General features: G+C 45.4%; 8 protein-coding genes and 1 rRNA gene. 2 read left to right on the forward strand and 7 right to left on the reverse strand.

Features of this window, described 5'->3' with window-relative positions:
* A 16S ribosomal RNA gene (locus L5M17_RS13985) occupies positions 1 to 188 on the reverse strand; the annotation flags it as partial.
* An 853-nt stretch (positions 189 to 1,041) separates the two neighbouring features.
* Positions 1,042 to 3,639: a bifunctional aconitate hydratase 2/2-methylisocitrate dehydratase gene (gene acnB, locus L5M17_RS13990; RefSeq protein WP_263148179.1), complete on the reverse strand. Its 2,598-nt coding sequence runs from the start codon at positions 3,637 to 3,639 to the stop codon at positions 1,042 to 1,044.
* 434 nt (positions 3,640 to 4,073) lie between these two features.
* On the opposite strand from acnB, the gene hxpB reads away from it, so the two are divergent.
* Positions 4,074 to 4,733 (forward strand): hexitol phosphatase HxpB, encoded by a 660-nt coding sequence (gene hxpB / locus L5M17_RS13995; protein WP_263148181.1) that lies wholly within the window; start codon positions 4,074 to 4,076, stop codon positions 4,731 to 4,733.
* A gap of 95 nt (positions 4,734 to 4,828) precedes the next feature.
* On the forward strand, positions 4,829 to 5,170 hold the full coding sequence (locus L5M17_RS14000) for a DUF2845 domain-containing protein (RefSeq protein ID WP_131523423.1): 342 nt from the start codon (positions 4,829 to 4,831) through the stop codon (positions 5,168 to 5,170).
* 80 nt (positions 5,171 to 5,250) lie between these two features.
* Here the strand turns inward: L5M17_RS14000 and L5M17_RS14005 are convergent, their stop codons facing one another.
* From L5M17_RS14005 to aceF, 5 genes are all read right to left on the reverse strand, one after another.
* Complete coding sequence (locus tag L5M17_RS14005; RefSeq protein ID WP_263148183.1) at positions 5,251 to 7,293, reverse strand: M13 family metallopeptidase; 2,043 nt, start codon at positions 7,291 to 7,293, stop codon at positions 5,251 to 5,253.
* Between the two features lie 228 nt (positions 7,294 to 7,521).
* Positions 7,522 to 9,738: a patatin-like phospholipase family protein gene (locus L5M17_RS14010; RefSeq protein WP_173913156.1), complete on the reverse strand. Its 2,217-nt coding sequence runs from the start codon at positions 9,736 to 9,738 to the stop codon at positions 7,522 to 7,524.
* Positions 9,739 to 10,019: 281 nt separating this feature from the next.
* Positions 10,020 to 14,513 carry an EAL domain-containing protein gene (locus L5M17_RS14015; protein ID WP_263148185.1) on the reverse strand — a complete coding sequence of 1,498 codons (4,494 nt, stop codon included), beginning with the start codon at positions 14,511 to 14,513 and terminating at the stop codon, positions 10,020 to 10,022.
* A gap of 379 nt (positions 14,514 to 14,892) precedes the next feature.
* Positions 14,893 to 16,320, reverse strand: a complete 1,428-nt coding sequence (gene lpdA, locus L5M17_RS14020) for a dihydrolipoyl dehydrogenase (RefSeq protein WP_105250398.1) — start codon at positions 16,318 to 16,320, stop codon at positions 14,893 to 14,895.
* A 147-nt stretch (positions 16,321 to 16,467) separates the two neighbouring features.
* Positions 16,468 to 18,480 carry a dihydrolipoyllysine-residue acetyltransferase gene (aceF, locus tag L5M17_RS14025; protein WP_263148186.1) on the reverse strand — a complete coding sequence of 671 codons (2,013 nt, stop codon included), beginning with the start codon at positions 18,478 to 18,480 and terminating at the stop codon, positions 16,468 to 16,470.
* Positions 18,481 to 18,485 lie beyond the last annotated feature (5 nt).

Here is an 18,485-nt window from a genome sequence, read left to right on the forward strand (position 1 = left end):
GGGCGTATGCGGTATTAGCAGTCGTTTCCAACTGTTATCCCCCTCGACTGGGCAGATCCCTAGGCATTACTCACCCGTCCGCCGCTCGCCGGCAAAGATAGCAAGCTATCTTCCCGCTGCCGCTCGACTTGCATGTGTTAGGCCTGCCGCCAGCGTTCAATCTGAGCCATGATCAAACTCTTCAATTAAAGTTTTGTTGCTTCCGTCTTGCGACTTCAGCGGCTCAATGAATTCTGATTTTTTGTTTCTCGCACTCCCTATAAAAGAAGGGCTGAAACAAACTGTACATATTACTATGAACACTCATTGTTACATTGATTTAAATTTTTGACTGCCAACCCGAAGGTTAAGCAGTTTCGATTAACTCAACACCTGTGAGTGCTCACACAGATTTCTTGTTTTATCTTGTTAAAGAGCAACTCAACCTCATAAGAGAAGGTGAGTACCACACTGAGCGCCGAACGCTTCCAGTTAGCTAGGGCTGCGTATTCTACGCATTTCCCGTTTCGCGTCAAGGAGTTTTTGCAAACTTTCTCAACACTCATCAATCAGTAAACTCATCAATGAACTGTCACACTAGGCTGCTTAACGCTGTCTGCCGTGTCAGTGGATGCGCATTATAGGCAGCAGAGGATTTTGTGCAACCCCTATTTTAAGGAAATTTGCAGTTAATGCTAATTATCTAATCTAGCCACACCATACCCACCACTTACCCCAAAGTTATCCACAACTCAGTCAAGGCTGCGCCTCTGTTTCGCATTATGTATAGCCAAAAGCCATCAGATGATTTGTTGATAGTTATGAAAATAGAAGAAACGGGGCTAAGTGCGAGATTGACCGACGGATCGGCTTAAATGGATTTTTTAATGACGACAACGCATGACCATTAGTAAGTAGCGAGTTTATGATGTAAGAACTAAAGGCATGACTACATGACTATGATAGGGTTCATTGGTGCATATAGATGTAGAAATAAAACAAACCCACAAAAAAGCCAGCTTACGCTGGCTTTTTACATCAAGTTACCTTAACGGCAATCGATTACACAGCTGTCTGGAAGATCACTTCCGATGCTTTTTTTGTGTAAGACTCGATTTGATCAAAGTTCAAGTAACGGTATGTGTCAGCTGCAGTTGCGTCTAACTCTTTAGCGTATTCTTGATATTCTTCAGGTGACGGCAGACGACCTAACAGTGCAGCAACCGCAGCCAGCTCAGCAGAGGCTAAGTAAACGTTAGCACCTGTACCTAAACGGTTAGGGAAGTTACGGGTAGAAGTCGATACCACAGTTGAACCTTCAGCTACACGTGCTTGGTTACCCATACACAGTGAACAACCTGGGATCTCGATGCGCGCGCCTACACGACCAAAAATCGCGTAGTAGCCTTCTTCAGTCAGCTGATCTCTATCCATTTTAGTCGGTGGTGCAATCCACAGACGTGTTGGCAGGGTTTTAGCAAACTTGTCTAGCATCTTACCGGTTGCGCGGAAGTGACCGATGTTGGTCATACAAGAACCTACGAACACTTCGTCAATCTTAGTTTGCGCAACAGATGACAGTAAAACGGCATCATCAGGATCGTTTGGCGCACACAGGATTGGCTCTTTGATGTCATTTAAGTCGATTTCGATTACTGCAGCGTACTCAGCATCTTTATCAGCACTCATCAGCTCAGGATTGGCTAACCACTCTTGCATGCCTTTGATACGACGTTCAATCGTACGACGATCGCCATAACCTTCAGCGATCATCCACTTGAGCATGGTGATGTTTGAGTTCAGGTATTCAATGATAGGTTCTTTGTCTAACTTGATAGTACAACCGGCAGCAGAGCGCTCAGCTGAAGCATCAGACAGTTCGAAAGCTTGTTCAACTTTCAAGGTTTCAAGACCTTCGATTTCCAGTACGCGACCAGAGAAGATGTTTACTTTACCTTTCTTCTCAACGGTCAGCATGCCCAGTTCAATGGCTTTTAATGGGATAGCATGAACCAGATCACGCAGTGTGATACCCGGTTGCATTTTGCCCTTGAAGCGCACTAATACGGATTCAGGCATGTCGAGTGGCATAACGCCAGTCGCAGCAGCAAACGCTACTAAGCCAGAACCCGCTGGGAATGAAATACCAATTGGGAAACGCGTATGTGAGTCACCACCTGTACCAACGGTATCTGGTAGCAGCATACGGTTTAACCATGAGTGGATAACACCATCACCTGGACGCAGTGATACACCGCCGCGGTTCATGATGAAATCTGGCAGAGTATGATGTGTGTTCACATCCACTGGCTTTGGATAAGCCGCAGTGTGGCAAAATGACTGCATAGTCAAATCAGCACTGAAACCTAAACAAGCTAAATCTTTCAGCTCATCACGGGTCATAGGACCTGTCGTGTCTTGTGAACCGACAGACGTCATCTTAGGTTCGCAGTATTGACCAGGACGCACACCCGCTACGCCACAAGCTTTACCGACCATCTTCTGCGCAAGCGTATAACCTTTACCGGTATCAGCTACGTCTTGAGAACGTACAAAGACGTCAGATAACCCTAAGCCTAATACGTCACGGGCTTTGTCAGTTAAACCACGACCGATGATCAATGGAATACGACCACCAGCACGAACTTCGTCTAACAAGACTTCAGTTTTTAAGCTGAATTCTGAAATCACTTCGTCGCTATCGTGACGCTTAACCACACCAGCGTATGGGTAGATGTCAATCACATCACCCATTTCCATCTTGTTTACGTCAAGCTCGATTGGCAGTGCGCCCGCATCTTCCATAGTGTTGAAGAAAATCGGTGCAATTTTACCGCCAAGGCAGAAACCGCCAGCGCGCTTGTTAGGTACGAATGGAATATCATCGCCCATAAACCACAGTACTGAGTTAGTCGCAGATTTACGTGATGAACCCGTACCCACAACGTCACCCACATATACTAATGGATGACCTTGTGCTTTTAATGCTTCGATTTTTTTCACTGGGCCAACGGCGCCAGCAACATCAGGCTCGATACCATCACGGGCGTTTTTCAGCATAGCTAACGCGTGCAATGGGATATCAGGACGTGACCATGCATCTGGTGCAGGTGACAAGTCATCGGTGTTGGTTTCACCAGAGACTTTAAATACTGTCAGAGTGACTTTGTCGGCCAGTTTTGGACGGCTTAAATACCAATCTGCATTCGCCCACGCTTCAACCACTTGCTTAGCAAACTCATTGCCCGCTTCCATCTTCTCAACCACATCGTGGAAAGAATCAAACATCAGCAGAGTGTGAGATAGCGCTTTAACAGCTAAAGGTGCTAACGCTGGGTTATCCAACTGCGCGATCAGAGGTTCGATGTTGTAGCCGCCTTGCATTGTGCCTAACAACTCAGTAGCACGCTCAGCAGACAGAATCGGTGATTTTTCAGTGCCTTTGGCAACCGCATCTAAAAAAGCAGCTTTAACATAAGCAGCTTCATCAACACCTGGGGGAATTCGATTTTCAAGCAGGTCGAGAACGAAAGCCTCTTCACCTGCGGGTGGATTTTGAACTAACTTAACCAGTTCAGCCACTTGATGTGCATCTAATGGCTTAGGGACTACGCCCTCTGCAGCACGTTCTGCGACGTGTTTACGATATGCTTCTAGCACGGCAACATTCCTCTTTGTTTGGCGCTCTAACAACGAAACTGCACGTCTTCTTAATTGAAGCTGACAGTCCGACATGATCGACCCGTATTTCCGGCCTGCAGTATACTACAGCTTTGCAAAAGTATGAATCAGGTCACACTCGGCAAAAAGCGAAATAAGAACTAAATCCGGCGGCGAATGCCAACTTACGGGAAGATTAAAACAAGTGAAATTAGACAATAGTTTGAAAACAGACAAAAAACCATACACTACAAATAGTTAACAATGTTTCATTAATTTTAAATCGAACAAGCAATTTTCCGCGCCCAAGAGCAAATAGGTATAAATTTTTCTCATCTTGCTGCATTTTGGCTTTTAAGATGCAGTGCGAGAACTTACACTCAGGCTTAATTTACTGCATATCTCAGTTATTTCCTTAGTCCATCGGAGTACCAATGACATCCCTTAGCATTCAAGCCGTTATTTTTGATATGGATGGCGTTTTAATCGATTCAGAACCCCTATGGCAGCGAGTCGAGTATGAAGTGTTATACGCACTCGGCGTGCCAGTGACGATAGAAACGATTCAACAAACCACGGGCTTACGCATCGATCAATGCGTCGATTATTGGTACCACAAGGCACCTTGGCCACACTATGATAATGCCAAGGTCAGCCAAACGATTGTTGATAAAGTTGCAAATGAAATTCTGGTTAGCGGCGAAGCTATGCTGGGCGTCCACGAAGCGATTGATCACTGCCAAGCGCTTGGCCTTAAAATCGGCTTAGCGACCTCGTCGTTCTACACTATTATTGAGGCAGTTCTTTCTAAGCTAGGACTCAGTGATAAATTTATGGCAGTACAATCGGCCGAGGGACTCACCTATGGCAAACCCCACCCAGAAGTTTATTTGAATTGCGCTAAGGCGTTAGATGTTGATCCCCGTTGTTGTCTTGCCATCGAAGATTCCTTTAACGGCTTAATTGCCGCAAGAGCAGCCAACATGCAAACGGTCGCGATCCCTGCGCCAGAACAAAGAGGCGATGCTAAGTGGATTATCGCCCATCATCAGGCCGAGAGTTTGTTGGCATTAACAACAATTTTGGCAAAATAACGTCACAACACACCGAGTTTCTGCAGGGCGGATAAGCTTAGTCTTTGCCCTACGGATAAATGACAGAATGGTGTATGCACCAGAAGGAATTCAATGTGAAGTACCAGTCCTTAATACTGCCCATGGCCTTAATGCTCATGTCCACCTGTTTACCCGCTAGCGCAGGTGAAACCATGCACTGTAAACAACAAGTGATCAATACGGGCGATACTTTAACGACTGTGCAGGATAAATGCGGCTCGCCCAGTGATATTCGAGAATACAGTCTGCCCGCGACTTATCTCAACGCTAACGGAGACAGGGTGATCGATCCCAGCAAGTTGCCAACTGAGTATCAAGAATGGACCTATGACTTTGGACCAACACGCTTAATGCGTCGCCTGTATGCCACTGATAATAAAGTCACAAAAATTGAATCCTTAGGTTACGGGCATTAATCAGCAGAATCCTAGATTATGATCATCAATAAAAAAGCCAGACATTGTCTGGCTTTTCTTATTTCAATCTAATGAATGTATTACCAAATTTTCACACGCTCATCTGGTGTTAAATACATTTTATCGCCTTCTTTCATATCGAAGGCCTTATAGAAGGCTTCCACGTTACGTGGCGTACCCATGGCACGATAATGGCTCGGTGAATGCGGATCTGTCAGCAAACGACGGCTCAGCTCTTCATCACGGTAATTACGGCGCCATACTTGCGACCAACCCACAAAGAAGCGTTGCTCGCCCGTTAAACCATCGAGCACAGGTGCAGGTTTGCCGTTAAGGCTCATCAAATACGAACGTGCCGCTACGGTTAAACCACCTAAGTCGCCGATGTTTTCCCCTAAGGTCAAATCACCGTTAACAAACTTGCCGGGCATTGCCTCATAACCTGAGTATTGGGCAGACAACTGCTTACCGCGTTTTTGGAACTCTTCTCTGTCTTTATCTGACCACCAATCACGCAGGTTGCCATCACCATCGTATTTAGCGCCTTGGTCATCAAAACCATGGCTAATTTCATGGCCGATCACTGCACCTATACCACCGTAGTTAACGGCATCATCGGCATCCATATTAAAGAATGGCGGTTGCAGAATCGCTGCAGGGAACACAATTTCGTTTTTCACTGGACTGTAATAAGCATTCACCGTTTGTGGTGTCATGCCCCATTCGGTACGATCAATTGGCTTGCCTAGCTTGTTGATCATGTCTTGATATTCAAACTGAGCGTAACGCATGTAGTTACCCACTAACTCGTCAGCCTTAATATCTAAACCTGAGTAATCTTTCCATTTATCTGGATAGCCAATTTTGTAGGTAAATTTAGCCAGTTTTTCTTGAGCGGCAATTTTGGTTTCTGGCGTCATCCACTCAAGTTCATTAATGCTGACTTCAAAACCTTTGATCAAGTTTTTGATCATGGTTTCCATGCGTGCTTTAGCTTCTGGCTTGAAGTATTGCTTAACGTACTCTTCACCCACTAACTCACCAATCACTTGGTCGGCGCCATCAACTGCTTTTTTCCAGCGTGGCTGCTGCTCTTCGATACCCATTAAGGTTTTGCTCTTAAAGGCAAAGTTCAAATCAACAAAGTTTTTACTCAGTAACTCGGCGTAGCTATCCACTAAGTGGAACGCAAGATAATCCTGCCAAGCCGATACTGGGAATGTCTCGAAACTGGTGCCGAGTTTTTCAAAATAAGAGGGCTGACGCACGATCACTTCAGTCACTTTATCGCCTAAGCCCGCACTCGCAGCAAAGGCATTAAAATCGAATTGACCGGTTAACTTTTGCAGTTCAGCACGATCTAACTTGTTGTATGCCTTGTTGGCATCACGGGATTCAACTCGGCTCCACTGACTTTTAGCGATCATCATTTCGATATCAGCGACGTTTTTAGCCGCACGTTTAGCGTCCTTGTAACCTGCTTCGGTCAGTATGTCTGTCACATACTTGGCCATGGCTTGGCGATTAGCGGCAAACTTAGGATCATCTTTAAGGTAATAATCGCGGTCAGGCAACGTAAGGCCCGACTGGCTTAAATACACCGCATACTGAGTTGAGTTTTTAGCGTCATTATTGACGTAAAAACCAAAAGGAATACCAGAACCCGTCGTCAGTAATTTGCCCATAACAGCGGGTAAGTCAGCGTGTGTTTTTGCGCCAGCGATATCGGCCAGCAATGGCTTAAGCGGAGTAACACCTAATGTTTCAAGCAAATCGGTATTCATGAAACTGGCATTGAAATCACCGATTTTCTGCTCATTCGAGCCTGCAGCAGGATTCTTTTTAGCGGCCGCTTCGTCGATAATTTTCTTCAATGCATCTTGGCTTTGGTCGTACAACACAGAAAACGCGCCATAGTTAGATTTGTCAGCTGGAATAGGCGTATTTGCCAACCATTTTCCATTAACGCTGTAATAGAAATCATCTTGATGGCGGACTGAGGCATCAAAGTTTTGCAATTCAATGCCAGACACCGCGACGGCTTCAGTTTTAGGCTCAGTACTACAAGCCGCTAAACCTAAACTCAAGGCGATACTCAGTGCCAGTGTGCTTATCTTCTTCATTGTTTTCCCCAGCTTCCGTTGAGAGTTATTATTTTTCCCGCAAAACCTTAGCATCTTGGCACGCCTCACAGTAGTAAGATTTTGTAAAAGGATATGACACTTTAGCGACACTCTTAGCTATTTCGGCAAGAGAACTTCCATAGGGATGACGCTTATAGTTTTTCCATCGACCAAAAAGTAAGGGCACAACCTCAGTCATGCCCTTAAGTTCTTTACACAAATATCAAACTAGAAGTTTTTACCCACAAATAAATAGAAAGACTTATCGCCAAGATCTGTGATCCCAAAACCAAGTGCCGCAGGTCCCATGGAAGTATCTGTACCGATATAAAGACTCGATGCATAAATCAGATCGGTCAAGGTGACGTCAGTACGCTCGTCCCAGACATTTCCCGCCTCTAAGCTCCAACCTAGGTATAGAGGATAATCTGTCATGCCTAGCGCATCACGCCCGAGATCATATTGATAAATAAAGGCCCCAAACACTTTATGTGCGCCCATAATTGAGTCTTTATGGTAACCAGACAGGTTTAAGAATCCTCCCAATTCGGATAAATGCAGCGTATTGACACCATCATTATTGTTGGTAGCAATCGATGCCTTACCAACAAAAGCGTGGTTACCGACACTCAAGGCACCTTTCCAGTCGGCCTCTATTTGCACGCTAAATTGGTTTTGATTATCGTCGATACTGTCATTGAAATCTTCATTACGCACGTAGACGTTTAAGGTTACGCGATTACCTGATGTTGGAAAGCTAATGCTATCTAAGCTATCGTAACCGAACCTAAAGTAAGCACCATAGGAACTAAAATCTAAGTCCTGCGTTAACCAAACATCATTGACTATCGACCCCTTCTCTGCGACTAAGCCTAACTCAATCATCCCTTGTAAGGTGTAGTTATAACCTATGCCTAATTCAATCGTATGGGTTTTCTTGTCGAAGGTTAAGATACGACTGTTATTATCGTATAAGTCCCAATCACGGGTATCGTATTGATAGCGGGCACGGCTAAAGAACTGTTGGTCCCTGTCTAAAGGCTGATAAAACTCAGTTGCAAACAACTTTTCAATGCCGAGTTTGACCTCATTGCGCCACTCGCCACCATTAAAGGTCAAATCGGTCATGGTATAAGCCATATCAAAACTGATGGCAGATTCTGAATTAAAGTCATCCTCCCAATTAAAGCCCAGTTGGAAATAATTCGGCCCCCAAGACTTAGCCTTAGTAGTGACAGTGAGTATGCGGCCATCCTCACCTTCTACAAATTCAGCATCGACACGTTCAAATTTATTGAGGGAGTAAATACGCTTTAACGCCTCATTAAGCTCGTCTTTAGATACAGCTTGCCCAGGTTTAATATTCAAGGTTTCCGTCAAGAGATTCAAACTCACCTTAGATTGGTTTTCAAATACGATTTCATTAATGGGATGACGTACATCCGCCATTAATAATTTACCTTTGGCTTTTTTAGCCTCGACGTAGGCGGCATATTCCTCGGGGCTCACGCTCATACTGCTCAACTTATAAAGCTGACCATTAGCGGCTTCTTTTCCAAGGGTTAATGCTAGCGGCATAATAGTGAAATCAGTGGTGCTGAGGGCGTCAATCGCGGGTCGGATCAATACATCTTTATCTGTCAGTAATTGTTTTTGTTTTTCAGTGCTGGCATTGGTCAAAAAATTAGAGAGCTGATCAAGCACTGCGATAGTACTGTCTAATTTATCTTTTTTAACCAGAGGCGAGCCAATATCGACGGCGATAATAATATCGGCTCCCATGGCCTTAACCACATCGACGGGCATGTTATTAGCAATACCACCATCGACCAATAACTTGCCTTCAATTTGTGCGGGCTGAAGTGCACCAGGTACAGTTGCAGACGCTTGCATGGCTTTAACCATACTGCCGTGACTAATAACCACAGGTAAGCTAGTTTCTAAGTCGGTTGCAACCGCTCGGTAGGGAATGGCTAAATCATCAAAATGACCAAATTGCTGCACCAGATCCGTCGACTGACGTAAAAGTTGCGACATAGTCTGTCCACGTAGCAGACCACTTGGCGCCCTCACTTGGCCTTCGTTATAGCCAATGTTTAACGGAATATTGTAACGGTCGCGTAACTGTTTATCCCTGTAACTCAAAATATTGCGCGGTATGGTGTCCGAGTAACCACTGTCCCAGTTGACCCCCATCATGATAGCTTCCACTTCACTCGCACTGTAACCCAGTGAATACATGCCAGCGACATAGGCACCTATGCTGGTGCCCGCGATGTAATCGACTGGGATGTTATGTTCTTCTAATATTTTGAGCACGCCCACGTGAGCAGCGCCTTTAGCACCACCACCACTTAGTACGACACCAATTTTAAGGCGCTCTGCAGCCAAAGACGGGGTAACACACAAACACAAAATAATAGAAGCGAGTAGTTGACGCATCATGTGAGGCTACTTTTTATGGGATAAAAATCCGAGTTATATTAACAAACTTATCGATTTAACCGTCAGTCATATTTTATCTGGACCGACTAGTGATAAGTTTGTGTACTCTTTATACAAACAGATGAAGTTTAATTGAATAAACCGCTAAACAAAATATCCATCACCACTGAAGACGATAACGTTTACATCTCAAGCTCACTGGCTTATATCGTGCAGACGATTGCCCATCAGCGGTACAAATATTAAGTATTCGCGAGCCAATAATAGACTATGTTTCTAGCTTAATGATCAATAGAGACGATTTTGTTATCTGTCTCTAAATAGCGCTCAAAATCATCAACGCACATAGGTTTAGCAAAATAATACCCTTGAATAATATAACAGCCACGGCTAAAGACTTGCTCTAACTGCTCAACCGTCTCAATCCCTTCAGCAACCACATTTAATTTAAGGTTACGGGCTAATTCAATAATACTGCTCACAATCGCCTGATCTGCGGTATTAGTGGCGATATCAATTAAAAAGGAGCGATCAATTTTTAGGGTATTGACTTCAAAATTACGCAAATAAGCCAGTGAAGAATACCCAGTACCAAAGTCATCGATGGCAACCTCGATCCCCAAAGATTTCAATCGAGTCAGATGGTCTTTAGCGACATGCAACTCCTTCATCAATACGCCTTCGGTGATTTCTAATCCTAAAGATGCAGTTGGCATTTGGGTTTCTTGTAAAATTCTTTGGATATCTTCAATAAAATCTGGCTGCCTAAAATGCACCGCCGAAATATTAACCGACAACTTAAAGCCCGAGCCATAGCGCTTAGTCCAATTGGCCCCCTGCACACAGGCTTGTCTTAATACCCAGCGGTCAATATCAACAATTAAACCGCAAGCCTCAGCAACTTTAATGAAAATATCGGGGCGAATAAAGCCGTCTTGCGGATGTTTCCAGCGAATTAATGCCTCCATTCCTATGAGCTTATCATTACGCAAAATATCAATTTGCGGCTGGTAATAAAGCTCGAACTCTTGCCGCTCTATCGCTTTGCGTAAATCGGCTTCAAGCCGTAAATGATAGAGGGCTTGAGCATTACGCTCCGAGGAATAATATTGAAAATTGCCTCGCCCTTCTTCTTTGGCATGGTACATAGCAAGATCGGCATTCTTGATAAAAGCCTCAGGCTGCACCGCATCGTCGGGCCAAATACTGATGCCTATACTGGTCGAAATATAAAATTCCCGACCATACAACTTAAAAGGCGCGACAATTTGCTCCAACAGGCGCTCGGCGACATGGTTAATATCGTCAATGCTGTTTGCATTGCGGAGTAAAATCACAAATTCATCGCCACCAAAACGACAGAGTAAATGCTCGCTGGAAATACAAGATTGCAGTCGGCTTGATGCTTCGACCAACAGTGCATCGCCCATGCTATGACCATAGGAATCATTAACATGCTTAAATCTATCGAGATCTAAAAACAGTAGCGCCAGTTTCTCACCTGTTTGTTGCGCAGCTTGAATCGACTGTAATAGACGGCTAGAAAATAAGGAGCGATTTGGCAACCCAGTAAGCACATCGTAATTAGCCAAACGGCGTAAATCGGCTTCAGTACGTTTACGCTCCGTAATATCAGAAAATACCACCACATAGTGGGTTACTTTCCCGTTAATGCTTTGCATCACCGACACGTTTAGCCACACTGGACAGAGTTGCTGATTGGCGCGGATTAACTCCCGCTCTCCGGTCCAAGACTGACTATCACGGAGAAGTTGCTTAATCTCCGATGCTAATCCGTCATTCATCTGTACGAATTGTGCAAATGGTTGCCCAACTAAGTCGTCAGAATCTATACCAATAATTTGTTGCGCAGCGTAATTAGCAACGCGAATACCGCCTTCGACATCTAAAATCAACACACCTTCAGAGGTATTGCCAAACGCTTTCGCCAATAAATTAATTTCATCTTCTAGCTGGCGTTGCACAGTAATATCGCTATAAATACCCGCGACCCGTTCAATTTCATTTGAGTGCTTATTGCGAGCAACTGGCCGCCCTCTAACCCTCAGCCACCCCCAATTACCGTCCTTACGCTGATAGCGATATTCGGCCTCGAATCGGTCAATCTCACCCGCCATCATGTTATCCCACTGAGCGAGAGCTTTCTCCCTATCCTGCGGATGCACAGGCAAATCCTCTAAGCTCACCACAATCTCATTGGCATGCGTACCAAGCACCGAACCGCGATTATCAAGGTGAAATGCCTGAGTATTTTTATGCCACTCCCAGAGATCTGAGTCACTGCCGCGCAAAGACTGCCTTAACCTGTCCTCACTCTCCGTTAATGCCAGATTCATCTGCTTAAAGGTATTGATCTGTCGTTGTCGATACCAAGCAAGACTTAAAGCAATAATTGAAAATAACAGCAGCAAAATGCCTTTAAAACCTTGGGATAACCACCAATGCTGCTCAACATAAAAAGGATAAGAGAACGGCTTATCTGACCATATCCCATTAACTTGACTCAAAATATCTAACACATAGCCACCCGCCGCTAATCCTGCGAGGTTGATCTGAGATTCCCCCTGCAACAAGACGTAATGGCTATCTTCATCCTGATAACGTAATCGGTATTTAAATTGAATTGGCGAATCATCGAGGTAATCTAAGTTAGTGATTTGAAAACTCACCATATTCGCATCGGGTTTGATGGTCATCAGGTTACGCGGCAACAAGGATACTTCTGTCGTGTTGTTATAGTACACAGAGACAGATTCAAGCATCACATGGTCATCGGTTATACGATTGACCAGCCTATTGACATCGAGTCGCATCACACCTTCAGGTGTTCCTAAGTAAAAGCCTGTTTTTGGCGAATAAAAATAAGCGCCCTCGTTCATTTCATCGGAAATCAAACCATCGAGTTGATTAAACATGGCGATATTGCCAGTTTGAATATCCTGACGAATCAAAGAATCAGCACAACCCACAAGATTTGACTTAGGGGTCTTTTGAATAAAAAACACTGAACTACAATTTAATTGCCATTCGGAAGTCAGTGAAACTAACGATTCCGCCTGCTGCTGATATTCAAACAAACCTTTTTCATAAGAACCAAACCAGATAATTCCCGGGGACATTTCTTCAATATGGCTAATCGTTGGTTGTGCCGCAAAAGCATTAAATAAGTGCCGTTGATCATGAAACTCGTTTTGACTGTCTATGTAACCAAAGACTTTTTTACCGCCAACCCAAAGACGACCGTCAGAGGTACGATAAATCGTGCGGATCACTGGCCGCTTGGGGCCATCAAATTCGTTCGATGACTTATCAATATCAAATGGCTGGGGCTCATAGAGTCCCATTTCCCAAAAATAGAGTCCCGTGGTAGTCGCAATCCAGACGCGTCCTTTCAGTTTGGGATCCCGATAAGTTTTATATATGAGCTTATTTTTAAAGTCATCCTGACCGTGAGTCCATTTAGAAAAACTACTTCCTTGCAAGGTCTCTTTATCAATAACAAAAAGACCACTGGTTGTTGAGATCAGTAAATAATGGTCCTCAAACTCACTAATATCATAAATACTTTCGTGGGGATTAAACCCCTCAATCGGAATGTTAACCGCTTTTTTACTGCCCTTAGCAACAAAATCTACACTGGAAGAACCGAGCCAAACCCCTTCATCACTGGCATGTACAGACCAAGTCATGGCATCGCTCAGCTGATAGGGTTCATCTGCCGCATAAGTATCAAGAATGAAATCAGGCGGTGACGCTAACAATGCCAATCCATCACCAGAGCCTCCAACCCACATCAAGCCTGCATCATCAAACAACATGGCTTTCAGCGTTTCCATGTTGGCCTCAGCCTTCAACTCTTGCTGATAATTCTCAATCAACCGCGTCTCAGGCGACCATTTTAACAAGCCAATACGACTGGCAAACCACAAATACCCTTTAGCATCTTCAATGATCGCTGTGCTCCAATCGGGTAATTCTGGCACAGGTGTAATTTGATGAGCGATTTGATCTAATTGATAAACACCACGCCCTGTCGCAATCCAGATCCTATGTTGAGTATCCTCCAACATATCGAGAATACTGCCCATAGATTCGGTCCAAGGGTATTGGAACAGCCGTTCGCCCTTGTTATCGAGGAGCTCTAGTTGCAACTGCCCCGCAACCAACATGTGTCCATTGGGCATAAGCAATAACTTGCGCCAAGGAAGGTCGCGATTAACAGCTAATTGGGTGATAAGGCGCAGTTCAGACTTTGAAGGGGAAAACTCATAGATCTGACCATTATCAATTAATAATCGCCATGTTTTGCTATTCTTGCGGGCTGCCGATATCAGCGCACCACCTGGAAACTGCGGGAATAGATAGGGAGAACCAAACGCGGTAAATTGATTTTGTACTATATCGTAAAGGTAAATCGCGGCATTGGTGCTGACCAATAACTTGTCTCGGTCGATGTTTACCACTGTCGTTAAAAAGTCATCCGCAAGCCGTGATTCCGTGCCAATTTTATCAATGCGCCGCACCTTAGAATTACTGACCCGATACAAGCCCTGCTCAGTCGCTGCCCATACAAAACCATAGTCATCTAAGGCTAAACCTCGGATGCTGGTGACAGCTAAACCGTCTCTATCGGTAAAAACACGCTGCACAAAGCCGCCCGCCCAAGCCGAATGGACGCTAATCAGTGAAAGGATGAAACATGTCAGAATTGTTCTAATTATTTTTGTTTGCATGTGACAACTTACTTCATACATATACCCAAACCACCTCAAAATGCAGCATTCAGCGGGAATTTAACGCACTTTAGGCAAGACGGCTATTTGCAGGCCTAGTGGGCTAAGTCAAAAATAGCCAACACCGCATAAAGTGCGTTAAAACCCGCCGGGACGGAGCACCCAGGGCACTCCACTTCCGTGTTGCATCAATTCAAAAGGTGGCCACATTTTTTCATTGATGCGCCTTGAATTGAAGCACCCTGGGCGCTCTGAAACTCGTATTTTGAGGTCGCTTGGGTATAACTGTACTGTAGCAGCTCAATCCCTTCAATTCATCCGCTTGTTTACATAAAAGTTACAAAAAAATACAGGCAATAAAAAAGCGCTCAAGTGAGCGCTTTTTTAATCGACAGCTAAATTACTTTTTCTTTGCCTTTGGGTTTGGCAAATCAGTAATAGAACCTTCGTACATTTCAGCCGCTAAGCCGACTGATTCGTGCAGTGTTGGGTGAGCGTGAATGGTTAATGCTAAATCTTCAGCATCACAACCCATTTCAATCGCTAGACCGATTTCGCCTAACAGCTCGCCGCCGTTAACACCCACAATAGCACCACCGATCACGCGGTGAGTGTCTTTGTCGAAAATCAGCTTAGTCATACCTTCAGAACAATCTGACGCAATCGCACGACCACTTGCAGCCCATGGGAAAGTTGCGGTTTCGTAAGCAATACCTTGCTCTTTCGCTTCTTTCTCAGTCAAACCAACCCAAGCGACTTCAGGGTCAGTATAAGCAATTGATGGGATGACTTTTGGATCGAAGTAGTGCTTCATGCCAGCGATAACTTCAGCCGCTACGTGGCCTTCGTGCACGCCTTTGTGAGCCAACATAGGTTGACCAACGATGTCACCAATTGCATAGATGTGCGGTACGTTAGTACGCAGTTGCTTATCAACCTTGATAAAGCCACGCTCATCAACGTTAACACCTGCTTTTTCAGCATCTAACGACTTACCATTAGGTGCACGGCCAATAGCCACTAATACGGCATCGTAACGAACGGCTTCAGTTGGCGCGCTCTTACCTTCCATAGAAACATAGATACCGTCTTCACGGGCTTCGACCGCTGTGACTTTAGTTTCAAGGATCAGGTTGAATTTCTTCTTGATTTGCTTAGTAAATACGCGAACCACATCTTTATCAGCCGCAGGGATCACTTGGTCGAACATCTCAACCACGTCGATTTGGCTGCCTAAAGATGCGTACACAGTACCCATTTCTAGACCGATAATACCGCCGCCCATCACTAACAACTTGCCTGGAACTTCTTTCAGTTCTAATGCGTCAGTCGAATCCCAAATACGTGGATCTTCATGCGGAATAAATGGCAGTTTGATTGGGCGAGAACCCGCTGCAATGATCGCTTGCTCGAAAGTCACTTTAGTCACAGTGCCATCTTCAGCAGTCACTTCTAGCGTGTTAGGGCCAGTGAATTTACCAAAACCGTTAACCACGTTAACTTTACGCATTTTGGACATGCCGCCCAATCCGCCAGTTAATTGGCCAATGACTTTTTCTTTAAAGCCACGTAACTTATCTAAATCGATAGTTGGCTCGCCGAAGACCACACCGTGAGCGGCAACCGCTTTGGCTTCTTCGATAACTTTAGCAACGTGCAGTAAGGCTTTAGATGGGATACAACCCACGTTAAGACACACGCCACCTAAAGTGCTAAAACGTTCAACTATGATGGTTTCCAGACCTAAGTCAGCAGCACGGAAAGCCGCAGAATAACCTGCAGGACCTGCACCTAATACCACTACCTGAGTTTTGATTTCGTTACTCATGTTTTCCTCTAATTCTCATTCAATCCGTTGGAGGAGCTATCCTGCCAACCGAAAATGCGCCAGCGCGTAAGGTGGGCGCATTTTAACCTGTGTTTGATACTGATCACAATAAACAAAAGGCTGCTCAAGATGAGCAGCCTTATATGCTTACAGAACCAAAGTACGAATATCGGACAGAATTCCTGACAGCGTTACACTAAAACGTGCAGCCATGGCACCATCGATCACGCGGTGATCGTATGACAGTGACAGCGGCAACATCAATTTAGGTTCGAACTCTTTACCATTCCACTTAGGCTTAATTTCAGATTTAGACACACCTAAAATCGCCACGTCTGGGTAGTTCACGATAGGCGTAAACGCCGTACCGCCAATACCACCTAAACTTGAAATGGTGAAACAGCTACCTTGCATATCAGCAGATTTCAGCTTGCCATCACGGGCACGGATAGAGATATCAGCCAGTTCACGAGATAACTCGATAATGCCTTTCTTATCCACGTCACGCACGACTGGCACAACCAAACCGTTTGGCGTATCAACCGCCACACCGATGTGGAAATACTTTTTCTGGATCAGTGATTCGCCATCAGAGCTTAAGCTCGAGTTGAACACAGGGAACTGTTGCAACGTTTTAGCCACAGCTTTCAGCATAAACACTAAAGGCGTGATCTTGTAATCGGCTTTTTTCTTCGCCGCTACATCGTTTTGCTGCTTGCGGAACTCTTCCATTTCAGTGATATCAGCTTCATCGAACTGAGTCACGTGAGGGATAGTCACCCAGTTGCGGTGTAAGTTAGGGCCAGAAATCTTCTGGATACGGCTTAATGGAATCTCTTCCACTTCACCAAACTTACTGAAATCAACTTTAGGTGCTGCAATCACTTGCAGACCGCCGCCATTACCTGAACCAACAGAAGTTGCCGCAGTCGCTTTCGGACGCGACAGTTCGTATTTAACATACGCCTGTACGTCTTCTTTCATGATGCGACCTTTACGGCCAGAACCTGTCACTTGGGTCAAGTCGACACCAAACTCACGGGCTAAACGACGTACAGCAGGAGACGCATGTACCGCACCAGTAGACACAGGTGTACCTGCGCTTGGGTGATGGGGTACTGGAGGACGGCTTGCTGGTGTTGGAGCTGCAACGGGCACCACGCTCACTGGAGCAGGAGCCGCCGCTTGTGCAGCAGGTGCTGGAGCACTTACTGTTGCAACAGAAGTCGTCTCAATCGTCGCAATGACGCTACCTTGAGAAACCTTGTCACCCACTTTAACAGTCAAAGACAGCAGTTTACCGGCAAATGGCGCTGGCACTTCCATGGTGGCTTTGTCAGTTTCAAGCGTAATCAAACCTTGGTCGGCAGTGATTTCATCACCGACAGACACAAGCACTTCGATCACATCGACATTGCTGGCATCGCCAATATCCGGCACTTGAATTTCTTTTACCGCAACCACACTTGCCGCTGGTGCAGTAGCCACTGGCGCTACCGTAGCGGCAGGAGCAGCTTGAGCCACAGTTGCAGCTGCCGCGCTAACGCTTGGAGCCACAGCAGGTGCAGCACCGCCCACTTCAAGCATGATGACTAAAGAGCCTTGCGACACTTTATCGCCAACCGCAACTTTAACGTCTTTAACCACACCCGCGAAAGGTGATGGCACGTCCATCGTCGCTTTGTCTGTTTCTAGGGTAATTAAACCGCTATCAACTTCAATCTTGTCACCGACAGCAACCAGGACTTCGATAACCGATACATCAGTGTCGCCACCGATATCTGGCACAGTGACTTCAACCACTTTGGTTGCGCCCATAGCAGGAGCAGCAGCCACAGGGGCAGGAGCCGCTTGAACTGGTGCAGATGCTGGTGCCGCCTGAGCGGGTGCTGCAACTGGAGCCGGAGCGGCTGCTGCCGCGCCCGCCGCTTGCATCATAGCAATCAAAGTACCTTCAGATACTTTATCGCCCACAGCCACTTTCAATTCGGCTAAAACACCGGCGAAAGGCGCTGGAATATCCATAGTCGCCTTGTCGCTTTCGACGGTAAGAATCGATTCTTCTGCAGCTAAGGTATCACCCACAGCCACACAAATTTCGATCACTTGCACTTCATCGCCGCCGATATCAGGAACAAAAACTTCTTTTAATTCAGCCATTTTCA

The sequence above is a fragment of the Shewanella sp. SW24 genome, from assembly GCF_025653395.1.
GTDB lineage: Bacteria > Pseudomonadota > Gammaproteobacteria > Enterobacterales > Shewanellaceae > Shewanella > Shewanella oncorhynchi.